The following is a 16,850-nucleotide window of genomic DNA, read 5'->3' on the forward strand; positions in this document are numbered from 1 at the left end:
TATGGGAGGATGAGATTAATTGATCAGAAAAAAAATATTTAGTGTTACAAAGTTCACATTAGCTTTAATATGCATGAGCATAGTAATATTGTGTGTTTCTAACGATGCTCTTGCATCTACGTCTACATCCAGGCTGGCGGGAAATGATCGTTATCAGACGGCGATTGCCGTTAGCCAGGAAGGTTGGTCCTCTGGAGCGGGGGCAGTAGTCCTCACGACAGGTGAAAATTACCCTGATGCACTAAGTGCCGCCTCATTAGCGGGCAAATATGATGCTCCCATACTTTTGGCCAGTTCAAAAGGGCTAAGTAATGAGACATTGGCAGAAATTAAGCGGCTAAACCCGAAAAGAGTATATATCGTGGGCGGCGTAGGAGTAATACCAGGCAATGTGGGAACGCAATTATCCGCTTCAGGAATTTCTGTACAGCGCCTTTCTGGAGAAAATCGTTATGACACTGCTTTGGAAGTGGCAAAAGCAGTAGGATTGAGCAAGGGGATTTTTATCGTATCCGGAGAAAGCTTTGCGGACGCGCTATCAGTTGCTCCGATCGCGGCTGCTGAAGGGATGGCTATTATTCCGGTTCCTTCGAGCGACTTAACCGACAGCTATAAGAAATATTTTGCCCGAGCTAGATTAAATCGTACAATTATTGTGGGAGATAAAAAACAGATCCCAGAAAAAATACGAAGTCAATTCCCTTCAGCCGAAATCATTGAGGGGGAGGATCCCTATTCAAGGAATATAAGCTTAATCGAATACTTTGAGAGCGGCTTAAACAATGATACAATATGTATAACTACAGGACAGAATTATCCGGATGCCCTAGCTGCGGCGGCTTATGCCAAGAAGAACAAACATCCCCTGGTTTTAGTTCAGGGAAATAATATTCCAGCCTCAGCGCAAAATTATTTTGCGAAGAGGATTGTGAGTAAAGTTCAGGTTTTCGGTGGGGAAGGGACGGTTTCATCTTCTACGATTTCCCGACTTGAAGACTATGTGCCATCCGTAGTTAAAGTTGACGATATTAATGTGACCGTAGTGGAAAATCAAAGCTATGAGTTGCCTTTAAAAGTCTGGGGTAAAACCAGTTCCGGTAATGTTGCAGAAGTTCCTGTGAAATGGAACCTAACCAATGTATCGACCAGCAAAGCAGGAACGTACTATTACCTAGGTTCTGTAGAAGGGTATGAAGAACCGGTACAGTTAACATTGACTGTGGAAGCTGCGCCGATAAAGGTAGACACATTTACGGCAGAGATCATTCGTGGAAGCTCGTACACCCTTCCGGAAAAAGTCGCTGTGACAATGAGTGATTTAACTACTCAGGAAATAGAAGTAATCTGGAGTACCACACCAAATGTAGCCATGCTTAATAAAGCCGGAAACTATACCTTTCAGGGAGCGATAGAAGGAACCGACTTAAAAACCAGTGTGAATCTTAAAGTGTCAGAGGACAGGGCAGTAAATTTTGAAGACGACAGCTTTAGATGGGCAGTGAAATTCACTTTAGGAAAGCCTTCATCGACACAACCGGTATACTTGAGCGAAGTTTTGCAAATAACAACGTTGAATCTTAAGGGCTATGGAATCAGAGATCTTACAGGTTTGGAAGCATTCACTAATTTAGTTTCTATTGATCTAAGCAATAACTTCCTTGAGAGCAGCGCTCTATCACGCATTCAAAACCTTAAAAATCTGGAACATTTAAATCTGCGCAATAACAAAATTGAACAGATATCAGCATTAAGTGGATTGAATAAACTAACAGAGTTAGATTTGAGTTTTAACAAAATTAAAGATTTTTTGCCCATCAGAGACTTGACGAGACTGACGTCTTTATACTTGAGTGTCAATGAAAGCCAAGACTATAGTCCTGTGCGCTTGTATTATCATCAATTGAAAAGTAAGGACTTTAGCTTGTAAAATTATGACGATTTATTTTTGATTGGAGGGATAACTATGAGAAGGGGACGTTCAGCAGCAATTGCTTTGTTTTTAATCGTTTCACTGCTAATGTTTCCGATGACAGCTTTGTCTGCCGTAAGTCTAGCGGCTCCTGCCAATGTGAAAGCAACAGCCGCTAGTCCCAGCCAAATAAATCTGACTTGGGAACCAGTGAATTCTGCTACGGAATATCATATCTATCGGGCTAATCAGTTGGGCGGTACTTACACTTACATCGGTACGAGTAGATCTACGAGTTACTCAAGCACCGGGTTAACTCCGCAGACCGTATACTACTATAGGGTACAGGCACTAAACAATGCCGGGGCAAGCGATTATTCTGCAGAAATTTGGACTGTTACTTTTACAGGCACTGCAAGTTCAGGTAATACGGCGGCTGGTTTAATGGAGCGGGTTTCCGGAAATGATCGCTATCAGACAGCTATTGAGATTGCTAAAGCAGGGTGGAGAACTTCCGATTACGCAATTATTGCCAGTGGGGAGAATTTTCCGGATGCACTATGCGCTTCCCCTTTAACCCAAAAGTACCAGGCCCCGATTCTCTTAACGTCAAAGAATGTGTTGCCGACAGAAACTCAAAAGCAGCTTCTGGAAATGAAGGTTAAAAATGCCATTCTTATCGGGGGAACTGGAGTGATTTCTGAGAAGGTAGCAGGAGCTATTAAAGAATTGGGCATTAGCGTTTCTCGATTGGCAGGAGATGACCGGTATGGAACCTCTCTGGCAATAGCTAAAGAAATAGGTAAGTTTGATAAGGCAATTATTGCTTCAGGTCTAAACTACCAGGATGTTATTTCTATTGCCCCCATAGCAGCAAAAGAAGGAATGCCGATATTGCTTACGCCTAAAGACAGAATAGCTAATGAGTTAAAGACTATGATTAACAACTATGCGGAAGAAACATATGTCCTGGGAGATGCAGACATCATCAGTAATCAGGTTTTTAATCAGCTGGTTAATCCGAAACGATTAACAGGATCTGATTGGTATAAGCTGAATATTAATATTATTGAAACGTTTAAAGATACTCTGGATCTGAGTACATGTTATCTTGCTACAGGAGCCGCTTATCCTGATGCCCTGGCCGGATCTGTATTCGCTTCACTTAGCAGCTCCCCGGTGATATTGGTTAAGAATCCATTGGATAAGACGACTCAGGGATTTTTTGAAAAATACAGCAATGAGATAAACCAGGTTGTGGCTTTTGGCGGTACCAGTGTTATAACCGAGAGTCTGCTTAATGTTATTGAGGAGAAAGTAGAAGCCGGCAATGGCGGGAATCTATTGGTTACAGACTTAGCTGCTGCTCCGCAGAGTGCCAGTCAAATAAATCTTAGTTGGAAGCAGGTGAACGATGCAAACGTTTACCATGTATACAGATCGCTATCCTATAACGGAGCATATGAGAAAATAACGACAACAGTAGTTCCCTATTATAATGATAATTACTTATCTGGCGGAACGACATATTATTATAAGATTCAGGCTGTTGGGAATTCGAAAGCGGGAGATTATTCCAATGTAGCCTATGCGACAACATCGGCTGCCAGTGGTGATTTGACGCAGCCAAGTGGTGTAAAGGCTACCGTTGTTAATGGTAATCAGATAAATTTATCATGGAATACGGTCAATAATGCACTTTACTACAATGTACACAGATCAACAATCATTGATGGTCCGTATTTAAACGTAGCCTCTGTAGCGACTCCTTACTATTCAGACAACAATTTGGATTTAGGGTCGACCTACTATTATAAAATTCAGGCACTTAATAATACTTATGCAAGTCCATATTCGGACATTGTGCAAGCTCAGGGGTCATCAGGGGGGACCCAGTTAACTGCTCCCACTAATGTGAGCGCGACTGGATTAAGTGCTACGCAGGTATATTTGAATTGGGACGCTGTCCATAATGCTACATTCTATAATGTTTATCGTTCTACTTCATTGAATGGACCGGATAATTTAGTAGCTTCAGTCAATTCTCCATCTCATTTGGATGCTTCTTTATCCTCTGGAATCACATACTTTTATAAAATTCAATCAGGGAATGCAAAAGGCGTGGGAGGTTTCTCCACTGTCGTTGTAGTAACAACTCAACAGAATACAAGTAATTTGGGGACTCCTTCAAATATAAAAGTAACGCCTTTAAATTCAACCCAGATGAATATAACCTGGGAGCCCGTTCCTAATGCAACCTATTATACAGTCTATCGGGGAACAACGCTCAATGGAAGTTATGATATCATTGGGTCGGTAAATACTCTGTTTTTCACAGACTCGAACTGCACAGCAAAGACAACGTATTACTATAAGATCCAGGCTGGGAATAACTATATTACGGGTATTCAATCCGGACCCGTAGTCGGAACAACCAATTAAGCTATAGATACAGAAAAATCTGACAGTTAGAGGAAAAAGGAGGATTTACTTGAAAAAGATTTTTTCATTGGTTCTACTCGTTGCTTTTATAGTGATCAGCACTATCCAGCCGGCACGTGCTTCCACGGATGCTGTTTTGGATATAGAAAGAGTAGCCATAAAAACTGTTGAAAACTCTCAAGCTATAAAGCTCACTGGTGAATATGTTAATTTGATGCAAAAAGCGTATTCTGGTGTGAAAAGCGGGGTTGATCAAGCTAAATGGATGGTGCAATTCGTTAACTCGTATGAGCTTCTAGAATCAATTGTGTTGGCCCCTAAGCTAATGGAGCATGAACTTAACAAAACGGTCAGGGAGCAAGCGGTTGTGACCAATGCGATGCGGCTTTCTGCTTATCAAAGTTATATTAACCTTTTGAAAGGCGATTATGCGGTCAAAACCCGCAGTGAGTTAATGAGTTCTCTATACGACGATTATAAAAAGATTCGAACTCAGCAAGAACAGGGGATGGCTGCGGAATCTGAAGTAAGGCTGGCTGAGATAGCTTTTGAACAAGCCCGTTATAATTACTTAAATGCTCAGAACAGCATGGACTCATCCTATATGACGATAAACCAGATGATGGGGGAACCTCTTTCTAAGAAATATTCTGCATTGAAAGACAATAATATCATTCCTGCGCAAAAAATCGGCTCCCTTGAGGATTATATAGCTAAAGCTTTGACTAATCGTGTTGAAATCCTCAATGCTCAAGGTGATCTTGATGGCAAAAAGGAACAACTAATTTACGGACTGGTTAAGTCCCCTATCGGTTCAGAGTTTTATGAGCAAGAACAGGAATATGAGATCGAAAAAGCGGAAAATCAGCTGGAGCTTTCGAAAATCAATGTACAAATGAATATTACCGACCTGTATACCGGCCTGGAAGCTGGTATGAAGAATTTAGATGCTATGCGGCACCTGGCTAAGCAGGCTGAGTTGAATTATAATGCTGCATTAGTGCAATACGAAAACTCAATGATAACTCTGCCGGAATTAAATAACGTCAGAATTGCTAAAGCTGAAGCAGATATTAACTTGAAAAACGCGGAATTAGATGCCTGGTTTATGCAGATGATGATGGGGATGGCCTGTGACTTAGGATTCCAGTCCGCTAATGGAGCTGCTTGATGATTATGATAGTGATGACTAATTTAATTAAATCCAGGAATCAAAAAAGATAAATTAATTGACGGGGGTGCCTAATTGAAAAAGCGAGTTCTTAAAATAATTGCTATTACTATAGCTGCTTCTATGGTGTTTACATCCAATACCATCCTTGCAAATGATGATACTCCAGGAGTATCAGACACGGCTATTGAAGAAGCTGCTGTGACTTCAGATTCAGCTTCAGATGCGGTCAGCACGGTGCTCAATCTTTCTCTCGAAGACGCTTTAAACAGAATAGAGACTGGTAATAGTACCATGAAATTGACTGACAGCAAGATTGCTGTTTATGAAAAACAATATGAGCAAGCCCTGGCGAGACATGATGCTAAATATACAGAGGTCGATGAAAACTCTGCTAAGGTAAATAAACTGAATCATAAACGTGCTTTATGGAATTTAGAAAATGCCAAATACGATCGTGAAACACAATTAAGCGAGTTAAAGGTTCAGACAACTAACCAATATCAAAATATTTTAGCGTTGCAAAAGCAAGCGGATAATTTACGAATTCAATTAAGAAACGTAGATACTATGATTGGTCAAGTTAATCTCCAAATGGAATTGGGGCTGCTTACTGAATCGCAAATATATGCCTTAAATGCCCAAAAGGGCTATCTGGAAGCCGGTTTAGGAGCAGCCGAAAATAATATTAAAACCGCCATGATTGCCTTAAAGCGAGATTTGGGAATAGATATTAACCAGGATGCAGTATTGACCTCCTCTTTATTGCCCTATGAACCTTTCGACGACTCTAAACATGAAGAACGTATAGCAAATGCTATCGCGAACGACTACACTATTCAGCGCCAAGAAAAAGATATTGAATTAACCCAAATAGAATATGATATCGCTAACTACTATGACAATGCTTCGGCAGATCAGCTGGAGATTAGTATTAAGAATAAAAAAGAAACCTTGGAATCTTTGCCTGTAACCAAGGAAGTTAACCTGCGGACGGCATACAACACTATTAAATCACTTGAAAATACTATTAAGGCGTCCAGGCTGCAGGTTGAGGCGGATACTATCAATGTTGATATTATGCAAAAGAAAATCGACGCCGGCGTTTCAAGTAGTATTGAAATAATTCAGCTGCAAAACCAACTGCTTAATGATGAATATACTTTGGTGCAAAATATTAACGCCTATATGTCGGCGGTAGCCAGCTTTGAAAATAGTCTGGAAAGATAATAATTAGTTCCTAAGAAGCGATGGTTCTCCTTCAAGAGCCATCGCTTCTTAGAGGTTTTGCATATTATGCGGAGCAGTTTATGTATTAAAAAAGCCCCGATTTTCGTTTTGGAAAATCGGGGCATCCATTACCATTCCATCCCATAAAGGAAATCCGGCTATAAAGCTTTTAAAATTACTTGGCAAATAATTTGCTTATCACATTATCGCTGACAACACCTTGGAGCCCAAAAACATAAACATCATCGGTTTGTTTAAGAGATTTAGTTGAATATTGGGTGGTTACAGATTTTAGATTATTATTATCCACTAATACGATAGCGGAGGATAACTTCGCTGCAAGAGCTGAACCGGAAAGAGCGTCGGGAAAATCAGCTCCAGTAGCTACACATATTTTTGATAAATCAAGATTGCTTTCAAACTTTTTGAGGATATTGATGTTTCTTTCATATTTGTTACTCCCTTCGATTCGTTCTGAACCGGGAAGCTGATTTTTTACTTGGTTGCTTATTAGATCTGTACCGCCTAAAATATAGGTTTTATAAAAGTTATTTGAACCCACAAATGTTTTTACAGAATCGGGAAAAACATCTTTATCTGTTAATAGGATGGGGGTGCCGTTTTTAGCGGCAATAGGTGATATGGATAAGGCATCAGACCATTCATAACCGTTTACTAGTATTAATTCGCCTGATGTGGCACCTAACTCCTTAGCGATAGAGACAGAAGTTTCATAACGATCCTTACCCTCAAGCCTCATGGTGGTAATTCCCATACTGTTAAGCTGATTTTCAATAGTCTTAGATATAGCACCTGTGCCGCCACAGATAAAGATTTGTGAGGGGTTTAAACGTACGATTTCGTTTAATGTGACCTGGGGAAGTGTTTTATCTGTAAGTAAAATAGGGGCAGTGTATTTTTGAGCTAAAGGGGCAGCGCTTAAGGCATCAGGGTAATTATTCCCTGTCGCGAGTACCGCATAGGGTGAACCGTTTGGCCAACCCTCTTTGGATATTTGAACTGAAGTTTCATAGCGGTTTGCTCCACCTAGTCGGCTGGCATTAAGGCCGGTTTCAGTTACGGTAATATTACATGTAGCGCGGCATGAACCATCTGAGGCAATAGCAGTAATAACGGCGGTTCCTAAATTCACTCCCGTTACTACTCCTCCGGATACCGCCACTATGCCAGGATTGGAGGATTGCCACATTAGATAAGTACTATAGGGAAGTGGTGGTGATACGGTAGCGATTAAGGTTTTTGACTCTTTAAGAGCTAAGGTAAGGTTGCTTTTATTTAATGTGATAGAAGCCGGAGCATCAGTGACTGTGACCATACAGGTTACGCTGTTGGAACCATCCGCAGCTGTGGCGGTAATCAAGGCAGTTCCAGCCTTTTGCGCCATCAATACACCATTAAACACTTGAACGATCTCAGTGTTTGAGGATGTCCAATGTACTGCTTGACTGGGAGAAATAGTAACGGTTAAAGTTTCCGTAGAGCCGACGGTGAGAGTGGAAGAGGTTTTATTGATCTTCATATCTGAATTGGGCTTCTTGACAATGACGTAACATGATCCATAATTGCTGTTTGGTGAAGGATTCATGGCAGTAATATAAGCAGTCCCTTCACTGAGGCCCATGAGTACTCCGTTAAATACTTTGACGACATTGGGGTTGGAAGAAATCCAGGTCACGTTTTTGTTAGGTGCATCTGCGGGAAGAACCGTTGCGGTTAAGGTATCTGTTTGGCCGATAGTAAGGACTATCGTACTTTTATCCAGAATTACAGATGTTGAACCAGTATTTGCTGATACAGGTATGCTTATTGATAAAAGTGAAAAAATCAGCAGAAAGCAGAGTAAGGGAGTTGAGTATTTTTTTTTCATAAGGTCCTCCTTAAATTAACTAAATAATGTTTTTATTAAAAGTAAACCGTTTAACATCAAAAGTTTGCACACATATACATTAATTTTTATTTCAACTTAAATCCCCCCATATGTTTTCCTTGGCTTTATCGGGATAAATCTATTGTCCTCGGCACCCTGAAAACAACGATATTGTAATTAGAAGTTCTACGTTAAGATGTTAATTCCTTTAAAAAACGTCATATTTATACTACTTAATGTTATTGTTCGACAACAGAAGCCTTCGGTGGAGTGAATAGCTCACACAAAAATTAAAAGGATTTTCTGTATAATTGTCGAATAGGAAAGAAGTATTAGAACACGAGAGAGTATTGGGATTAACGATATTATCGGAGAGAAGTAGATGATCAGGGAAAACCAGAAAACACTGAATATGATTCAGGTCATTCTTGATTTAGTTATGGTAGTTGTTGCCTTAGTTTTTGCGTATTTGTTCAGGTTCTCGAATTATGAAGGGAGTCACCTGAGATTTGAAAGCTATGTCCCTACGCTGGTCCTCCTGGTGCCTTTGCATTTCTTTCTCTATTACTTTTTAGGTCTTTATGAACCAAGGCGACGAAAGAGCTTATCTTTTGAAGTAGGAAAAATTATACAAGCTAACTTGCTAAGCACTATGATTCTTTTTACACTTCTTTATATTATTAAAGAGATTCATTATTCCCGCCAGGTTCTTGTTTATTTTGTAATTTTTACGAGTATCCTTACTATAACCGAACGGGCGGCGCTTAGGGCAGCACTAAACAATATCCGCAAAAAAGGGTATAACAAAAAGCATATTCTCATTATCGGTACAGGCAGATTAGCGAAAAGGCTGATTATGGCTCTCAAAGAGAATCACTATCTTGGTTATGAGATCATCGGGATTGTGGATGAAAATACCACAGTGGGTAAAAATCTGGCTGGGGTAACCGTAATTGGTGGAATCAGCGATCTGGAAAACATTATAACAGAACGCAAGATTGATGAAATTTTCATCACCATCAGCACCAGAGAGTATGATGTCTTCAGGAAAATCATCAAAATTTGTGAAAAAAGCGGTGTCCGCACTCAGATCGTTCCGGATTACGCCCGCTTCATCCCGGCCAAGCCTCAGATGGATGAGGTGGAGGGGATTCCCCTTATCAATATACGGCATGTGCCTTTAGATAATTTTTTAAAGGCTTTTGGCAAGAGAGCGTTTGATGTTGTGGTATCTCTGGCAGGATTAGCCCTGTGTTTACCTTTATTTCTCATCATAATCATTGGGATTAAGCTCGATTCCCCGGGGCCTATTCTTTTCTCACAGGAGAGAGTAGGGCTTAATAAGAAGAATTTTATGATGTACAAATTCCGGACGATGAAAGTCCAGTCCGCTGAGGAATCGGACCAGGAATGGACGACAAAAGAAGACCGCCGCAAAACAAGGCTTGGCAATATGCTTCGCAAAACTAGCCTTGATGAGCTGCCCCAGCTTTGGAACGTCCTTAAAGGAGATATGAGTTTAGTAGGCCCCAGACCAGAGCGTCCTTTTTTTGTAGAGCAATTCAAGGAGAAGATTCCCCGCTATATGGTCAAGCACCATGTGCGGCCGGGTATAACCGGCTGGGCCCAGGTTAATGGCTGGCGGGGGGATACTTCGATTCGCAAGAGGATTGAGTGTGATATCTACTATATTGAGAATTGGACATTTATGTTTGATTTGAAAATTTTGGCGCTGACGATATTTAAGGGATTTGTGAATAGGAATGCTTATTGAGAATATTATTGCCAAAGGATGGAAAAATGAGCGGTAGAATTCTGTATTGTGCTTCAACAGCGTCACATATTGTGAATTTTCATTTGCCGTATCTTAAGCATTTTAAAGGGCAGGGCTGGCAAGTGGATGTGGCTGTTGGGGGGACTGCCAGGCCTATTCCCTATGCGGATCAGGTCATAGAGCTTCCTCTGGAAAAGAGTTTGGCAGCTGTCGGCAATTTACAGGCAGTCCGTTCGGTTCAGCGTTTGCTTGTTGAGAACCGATATGACCTAATCAGCACTCATACAGCTTTGGCAGGGGCGGTTGTCCGTCTGGCGGTAAAGCGAGCCGGAAAGCAATACAGAGGTAAAGTCGTGCATACTTCTCATGGATATTTTTTCAATGGTAGAGGAAGTTTAGCTGAAATGGCTTATCTTGAAGCAGAGAAATACCTTTCTTCTGTAACGGATATGCTGATGGTAATGAATGAAGTGGACCATCAGCTTGCGATCCAATATCAACTCGGTAAGAGGATTGTATGTATTCCCGGTATGGGCATTGATCTGAATAAATTTTCCGTAGCGAACCCGGGGGAGAAGGAAATGCTGAAAAGAGACGCCGGGTACCATGTTACGGATTTTTTAATAGTTTACGCTGCTGAGATGAGCAAGCGAAAAAACCAAAGGGAACTGCTCCGGACCTTTGCTATGGCATCATCTCAGGAACCGTCCATGCGCTTAATCCTGGCAGGGGATGGGGCATTGATGGCTGAATATCAGGAATTGGCGAGGAAGCTTAGGATTGGGGGAAAAGTTTGCTTTCCCGGCTATGTTCGTGATATGGCTTCTATATATAAGATGTGCGATCTGGCGGTCACCACAAGCAAATGTGAAGGTCTGCCTTTCAATGTGATGGAAGCGATGGCTTGCAGCTTGCCGGTAGTGGCATCAAAGATCAAGGGGCATATGGATTTGTTAGGGGAACGTAGTGAATATCTCTATTCTTTAGGGGATGAGCAAGCGTTAACACATCTGATGCGGGCATTTTTTCAGGATAGCTCTTTAGGTGAAAATGCAGGGGATAACAACAGGCAAAAAGTTCTTGTCTATCAACTGGAGAGGGTTGAGCCGGTGATTGAAGGTGTCTATGAACGGGTATTTAGGGGAGGGAGCAGGAAGCATGAGTGAACTGATCTAATGAATTACTACAGCCATCTTTTAATAATAGAGGGAAGTTAGTCATTGTTAAGTCTGCAATTTTGCAAGAACAAGAATTGGAATAATAAAGTAGTTTTGTTAATATGAACCTTTGCTGTACTAGCAACCAAGGAGTTAAATACAAAACTGTTACTTACTGGTGATGGGATAATGATGGATAAGTATTTTGAATTAACACGTGATGGTGGCTATGGAGAGCGTGTTTTATTTTTCGGGCACGTCTCTGATATAGCTTCACTATATGTAATGTGTGATCTAGCAGCTTCAACAAGTCGCTGTGAAGGGTTACCGTTTAATGTCATGGAGGCTATGGCTTGTGGTCTTTCGGTTGTTGCATCTCGGATAAAAGGCCACATTGATCTGCTAGATGGTTTGGAGGAGGATTGTTTATATGATTTGGGAGACGAGCAAGCCCTAGTTAATCGAGTAGAGGCTTTTTATTTACACAAAGAACTAAGGGAGCAAGTTGGGCAAGCAAATTTAAGAAATGTATGTCGGTATAGCATTGAACTAGTGAAACCAAAGGTAATTGAGGCTTATAAGTCGGTGCAATCATGATTAAAGTATCAGTAATAATGGCAGTATATAACACAAATAGAGAAATAATAGAACTAGCAATAGATTCAATATTGAATCAGAGTATCAAGGAACTAGAACTAATTATATGCGATGATGGTTCATCTGATGGAATATATGAGTCGTTAGAGGAGATATCCAATAAAGATGATAGGATAGTTTTGCTGAGAAATCCAAGAAATATGGGTGCATCAGCGGCAAGGAACAGATGTATAGCTAAAGCAAAAGCAGAATTTATTGCCATAATGGATGCGGATGATTATTCGGATGAAAAAAGGTTGGAAAAGCAAATTGAGTTTCTTGAAAATAATTCTGAGTTTACTTTTGTTGGGGTATCAGGACAATATTTTAGTGATTTAAAAGGAATAAATGAAGAAAAATATTACTTTTGTGAATATCCTCAAAAAGAAGACTTTTTATTTACTCTTCCATTTGTTCATGCATCCCTATTATTTCGGAAAAAAGCACTGATGGATGTAAAGTGTTATAAGGAAGAGTCTATAGTAACCCGTTCTGAGGATTATGATTTAATGATGCGTCTGTATGCGAAAGGCTATTATGGTGCAAACCTAAAAGAAGTACTATATTTTATCCGCCTAGATAAGAGCTCCTATAAAAGGAGAAAGTACAGATATCGCCTACTTGAATCTGTGGTAAAATATAAGGGCTTTAGGAGTTTAGGCCTTATGCCCAGAGGTATAATTTATGCATTGAAACCTCTGATTGTAGGCCTAATACCCATAAGAGTGTTAAATATGTTGAGAAGAAAATATTACGATTCTAAAAGACAGGGTGAAATATGAGCAAGTTTTTGATTATGATTTCCGGCTTTATCAAATATAAAGATCTTCTTTATGAGTTGGTTATTAGAGATATAAAAATACGCTATAGACGTTCCGTGTTAGGGCTTTTATGGACATTGCTTAATCCAATATTAATGATGACTGTATTGACAATTGTTTTTTCTCAACTTTTCAAATTTGAAATCGAAAATTTTCCTATATATTTTTTTGCTGGCAATATAGTGTTTACCTTTATGACAGAGGCTACGACAAATTCGTTATACTCTATTGTTGGAAATGCAAGCCTAATAAAAAAAGTATATGTTCCTAAATATCTATTTCCTGTTTCAAAAGTATTGTCAAGCTTAGTAAATCTTTTTTTCGCTTATATTGCGATGATGGCAGTTATGGCTGTGACGGGGGTATCATATGGGTCTGCAATGCTATTAACCCCTCTGTTAATAGTTTATCTTGTGATGTTTACGACGGGATTAGGGTTGATCCTAGCAACGGTGATGGTCTTTTTTAGAGATACAGCTCATTTGTATAGTGTAGTGACCCTTGCCTGGATGTATTTGACTCCTATTTTTTATCCGGGTTCGTTATTAGGTGAAAAAATGGGTTGGATACTCACCGTTAACCCTATGTATCACTATATTACTTATCTAAGAACACTCGTTTTACAAAATCAAGTCCCTGGCATTGAGGCTAACATCACCTGTTTTCTAATAGGATTTGTCTTCTTTATAGTAGGGCTTTATACTTTTTACAAAAAACAGGACAAATTTATTCTGTATGTCTAGCCGTGGATAGGAGTTGCAGTCATTTGAGTAAAAATATTATTGAAATAAATAATATATCAATGATGTTTAATCGGAGTAAAGAGCAAGTAGATAATCTAAAAGAGTACCTTATTAGATTAAGTAAAAGGAATCTCTTTTTTGAAGAGTTTTGGGCACTAAAGAATATTTCTTTTAATATTGAAAAAGGTGAATCTATAGGCATTGTTGGACTTAATGGCTCGGGAAAGAGTACGTTATTGAAAATAATAGCCCAAGTCATGAAACCGACAAATGGTGAAGTTAAAGTTTATGGTTCTGTTGCGCCATTAATAGAATTGGGTGCCGGATTTGACATGGATTTGTCGGCAAGAGAGAATGTTTTTCTCAATGGAGCTGTTCTTGGACATAGTAGACTTGAAATGCGTAAAAAGTTTGATTCAATTATTGATTTCGCCGAATTGTGGGATTTTGTCGATGTGCCTATAAAAAATTTTTCTTCAGGCATGATTGCTCGTTTGGGGTTTGCGATCGCAACAGCAAACAGTCCTGATATATTGATTTTGGATGAGATTTTGGGAGTAGGAGATTTTAAATTTCAAAAAAAATGTGAGAGTAGGATTAGGGAGATTACGGAAAATGATGCAACGGTAATTTTTGTCTCACATTCTATTGAACAAGTTATGGAATTATGCAAAAAGGCAGTTTGGTTAAATAAAGGGCAGATGGTGATGTATGGAGAGGTTAATGAAGTTTGCCAACAGTATAATAATAGCTAAGCAAGAGACTTGTTTTTAAGCATTGCTGAAAATCAAAGATAGGAAGGAGGGTAAAAAGATGGGATTTAACTTTAGCTTAGAGCCTGGAAAAGTTTTAAGGAAGCGATATGGCGAGATAAAAGAGAAGCCACTTGTTAGCGTGATTACAGCCTATTATAATGCAGGGAAATATTTTGAGCAGACATTTAATAGCGTTTTAAACCAGACATTTCCGTATTTTGAGTGGATTATTGTTAATGACGGAAGTACAAATGAAGCGGATGTAAGGCTGTTAGAAAGTCTGGCACAAAGAGACAGTCGAATTAAAGTTCTACGTAAAGAAAATGGTGGTGCTGCGGCTGCACGGAACCTTGGTATTAAGGTAAGTGAGACGGATATTATCGTTTTCTTGGATGCGGATGATTTGATTGATAAAAGGTATATTGAATATACCTATTTTGTGTTACAACAGAATTCTGGGGTAACATGGGCATATACGGATTCACTTGGCTTTGAAGAGCAGGAATACCTGTGGCAGAAAGAATTTAGTTCTGAAGCCATGAAGAAAGAAAATATACTTCCGTATGTATCGGCGATCCGAAAGGATATATTTTTAGAAGAAGAGTTATATGATGATAACTCAAAAAACATGTGGGAAGATTACCAGCTTTGGTTGAAGCTTTTAGCTAAGGGCCATTATCCCGCCCATATTGAACAGGTTATGTTTTGGTATAGACGCTTAAATAGTGGTGCACTAGCAAAGATTGAAAAAGATGAGCAGTTAAAAGAAAGTCTAAAAATGCGTATTCAATCGCTTGTAAGGGATGTTCCTGATGGAATCCGGGCCGTAACTTTTGGTGGTAAACGTACCAAGGAATTTGCAAGGCCACATAAGTGGGAGTGGGATAGAATCCTTCCTTTTGCTGAGGAAAAGACGAGGATCTTGATGCTTTTGCCGCATATGGAGTGCGGTGGGGCAGATAAGTTTAATTTGGATATCATCAAGAATATTAACAAGGAAAAGTATGAAATAGGCATCATTACAACCGTTCCTGCCGAAAGTGAGTGGAGGCAACAGTTTGCTCAGTATGCAGACGATATCTTCGAGCTGCCTTCTTTTCTAGATATGAACGATTGGAGTGCCTTTATTCATTATTATATAAAGTCAAGAAACGTTAAAATTTTATGGAATATCAGCAGTTACTACGGCTATTATACTCTTCCGTGGTTAAGAGCACAGTTTTCCGAGTTGGCTATTATTGACTGTGTGCACGCGGAAGGGCAATATTGGAGAGCCGGGGGATATCCCCGAGTATCGGCGGCAGTAGATGGTGTTTTGGAAAAAACCTTTGTAACGAATGAATTTACACGCAATATCATGATAGAACGCTATGGCAAAGATAGGTCAAAGACTCAGGTAATATATACAGGTGTAGATGAAACAGAGCTTGATCCTGATAAAGTGGATTGTAGCGGAATTAAGAAGCAATGGGGAATTGAAGAAAAGCGGCCTGTTGTGCTTTATTTATGTCGAATAGCCCCAGAGAAGCGTCCGTTTTTAATGCTGGAAGTCGCCAAGGAAGTAAAAAAGCGGAACAAAGATATTTGTTTTCTTGTTGTGGGTAGCGGTCCGCAGAGCGAAGAACTTCAACAAAAGGTTAAGTTGGAAGGCTTAGAAAATACCGTTTACATCCTAGGGAAACAAGCCGATATTAAGTCTTATTATAAAATATGCGATCTGTTTTTATTGACATCGATTAAGGAAGGATTATCAATTACCACCCTGGAATCAATGGTGATGGGCAAGCCTGTAGTCAGTGCTGACGTAGGCAGTCAGTATGAGCTTGTAAATGATAAAACGGGGAGACTTATTCCATGCCGACAAGATGAAGCGAGAGATTTTGACAGTCGAAGTTTCTCAAAGGAAGAAATTACAGATTATGTGGATGCGATTGACGAACTATTAAGCAACAAGATAGAATTAGTGAAAATGGGGAAAGCATGCCGAGAAAAGATTTTAGCTGGGTATACCCTGAATTGCTTAATGGAAACACTTGATAAAGAGTTCACTGATCTGTTACAGCCTGATGCGATGGAAAAGAGGGCACGAATAGCCGAAGCACTTAAATTGTTGGATGGTGTATGCGAGGAGTTTATGACAATGTATATTGAATATGAAAGTGTGCAGTTGGATTTTAGGAGTGCCTATAAATTTATGCGTTATTTTAGAGAACTGGTTACATTTAAACGAAGTATTTTTTCCGTCATGAGAGAACTAACTGCGAAAAAGGGTAGTCCAATTTTAAAGCGGCTTATTCGAGAGCTTAGATCACAATAGAATAGGA

The 16,850-nt window shown here is 39.8% G+C and carries 11 protein-coding genes and 1 pseudogene; 11 read left to right on the forward strand and 1 reads right to left on the reverse strand.

The genetic code is table 11. The features are described from left to right. Positions 1-19 precede the first annotated feature (19 nt). The 4 genes from DESLBE_RS20300 to DESLBE_RS20315 all read left to right on the forward strand — a co-directional run bounded on the left by DESLBE_RS20300 (position 20) and on the right by DESLBE_RS20315 (position 6,752). A complete protein-coding gene (locus tag DESLBE_RS20300; RefSeq protein ID WP_243131360.1) occupies positions 20-1,927 on the forward strand; it encodes a cell wall-binding repeat-containing protein in 1,908 nt (635 codons plus the stop codon). 36 nt (positions 1,928-1,963) lie between these two features. Further along, entirely contained in the window at positions 1,964-4,351 is a 2,388-nt protein-coding gene (locus tag DESLBE_RS20305; protein WP_144678074.1) for a cell wall-binding repeat-containing protein, read from the forward strand. A gap of 49 nt (positions 4,352-4,400) precedes the next feature. Further along, positions 4,401-5,522, forward strand: coding sequence for a TolC family protein (locus tag DESLBE_RS20310; RefSeq protein ID WP_144678075.1), 1,122 nt, complete (start codon positions 4,401-4,403; stop codon positions 5,520-5,522). 75 nt (positions 5,523-5,597) lie between these two features. Further along, positions 5,598-6,752 carry a TolC family protein gene (locus DESLBE_RS20315; RefSeq protein WP_144678076.1) on the forward strand — a complete coding sequence of 385 codons (1,155 nt, stop codon included), beginning with the start codon at positions 5,598-5,600 and terminating at the stop codon, positions 6,750-6,752. A gap of 175 nt (positions 6,753-6,927) precedes the next feature. Here the strand turns inward: DESLBE_RS20315 and DESLBE_RS20320 are convergent, their stop codons facing one another. Then, complete coding sequence (locus DESLBE_RS20320; RefSeq protein WP_144678077.1) at positions 6,928-8,640, reverse strand: cell wall-binding repeat-containing protein; 1,713 nt, start codon at positions 8,638-8,640, stop codon at positions 6,928-6,930. 382 nt (positions 8,641-9,022) lie between these two features. Between DESLBE_RS20320 and DESLBE_RS20325 the strand changes: the two genes are divergently transcribed. The 7 genes and pseudogenes from DESLBE_RS20325 to DESLBE_RS20355 all read left to right on the forward strand — a co-directional run bounded on the left by DESLBE_RS20325 (position 9,023) and on the right by DESLBE_RS20355 (position 16,843). Further along, positions 9,023-10,414, forward strand: coding sequence for an undecaprenyl-phosphate glucose phosphotransferase (locus tag DESLBE_RS20325; protein ID WP_144678078.1), 1,392 nt, complete (start codon positions 9,023-9,025; stop codon positions 10,412-10,414). Between the two features lie 26 nt (positions 10,415-10,440). Then, positions 10,441-11,580, forward strand: a complete 1,140-nt coding sequence (locus DESLBE_RS20330) for a glycosyltransferase (RefSeq protein WP_144678079.1) — start codon at positions 10,441-10,443, stop codon at positions 11,578-11,580. Positions 11,581-11,721: 141 nt separating this feature from the next. Beyond that, a pseudogene (locus DESLBE_RS20335) lies at positions 11,722-12,168 on the forward strand (glycosyltransferase); the annotation flags it as partial. Next, positions 12,165-12,989, forward strand: coding sequence for a glycosyltransferase family 2 protein (locus DESLBE_RS20340; protein ID WP_144678081.1), 825 nt, complete (start codon positions 12,165-12,167; stop codon positions 12,987-12,989). The pseudogene DESLBE_RS20335 and the gene DESLBE_RS20340, both read left to right, overlap by 4 nt. Next, complete coding sequence (locus tag DESLBE_RS20345) at positions 12,986-13,771, forward strand: ABC transporter permease (protein WP_144678082.1); 786 nt, start codon at positions 12,986-12,988, stop codon at positions 13,769-13,771. Before DESLBE_RS20340 ends, DESLBE_RS20345 begins: the two co-directional genes overlap by 4 nt. Positions 13,772-13,794: 23 nt before the next feature. After that, positions 13,795-14,526 carry an ABC transporter ATP-binding protein gene (locus DESLBE_RS20350; protein ID WP_144678083.1) on the forward strand — a complete coding sequence of 244 codons (732 nt, stop codon included), beginning with the start codon at positions 13,795-13,797 and terminating at the stop codon, positions 14,524-14,526. Between the two features lie 58 nt (positions 14,527-14,584). Continuing rightward, a complete protein-coding gene (locus DESLBE_RS20355; RefSeq protein ID WP_144678084.1) occupies positions 14,585-16,843 on the forward strand; it encodes a glycosyltransferase in 2,259 nt (752 codons plus the stop codon). Positions 16,844-16,850 lie beyond the last annotated feature (7 nt).

This window comes from Desulfitobacterium sp. LBE, from assembly GCF_007830365.1.
GTDB lineage: Bacteria > Bacillota > Desulfitobacteriia > Desulfitobacteriales > Desulfitobacteriaceae > Desulfitobacterium > Desulfitobacterium hafniense.

Bases quoted from the DNA above. Each gene is read 5' to 3' on its own strand.
- DESLBE_RS20305 (WP_144678074.1), top strand. From the start codon at position 1,964: ATGAGAAGGGGACGTTCAGCAGCAATTGCTTTGTTTTTAATCGTTTCA.
- DESLBE_RS20320 (WP_144678077.1), bottom strand. From the start codon at position 8,640: ATGAAAAAAAAATACTCAACTCCCTTACTCTGCTTTCTGCTGATTTTT.
- DESLBE_RS20325 (WP_144678078.1), top strand. From the start codon at position 9,023: ATGATCAGGGAAAACCAGAAAACACTGAATATGATTCAGGTCATTCTT.
- DESLBE_RS20330 (WP_144678079.1), top strand. From the start codon at position 10,441: ATGAGCGGTAGAATTCTGTATTGTGCTTCAACAGCGTCACATATTGTG.
- DESLBE_RS20340 (WP_144678081.1), top strand. From the start codon at position 12,165: ATGATTAAAGTATCAGTAATAATGGCAGTATATAACACAAATAGAGAA.
- DESLBE_RS20345 (WP_144678082.1), top strand. From the start codon at position 12,986: ATGAGCAAGTTTTTGATTATGATTTCCGGCTTTATCAAATATAAAGAT.
- DESLBE_RS20355 (WP_144678084.1), top strand. From the start codon at position 14,585: ATGGGATTTAACTTTAGCTTAGAGCCTGGAAAAGTTTTAAGGAAGCGA.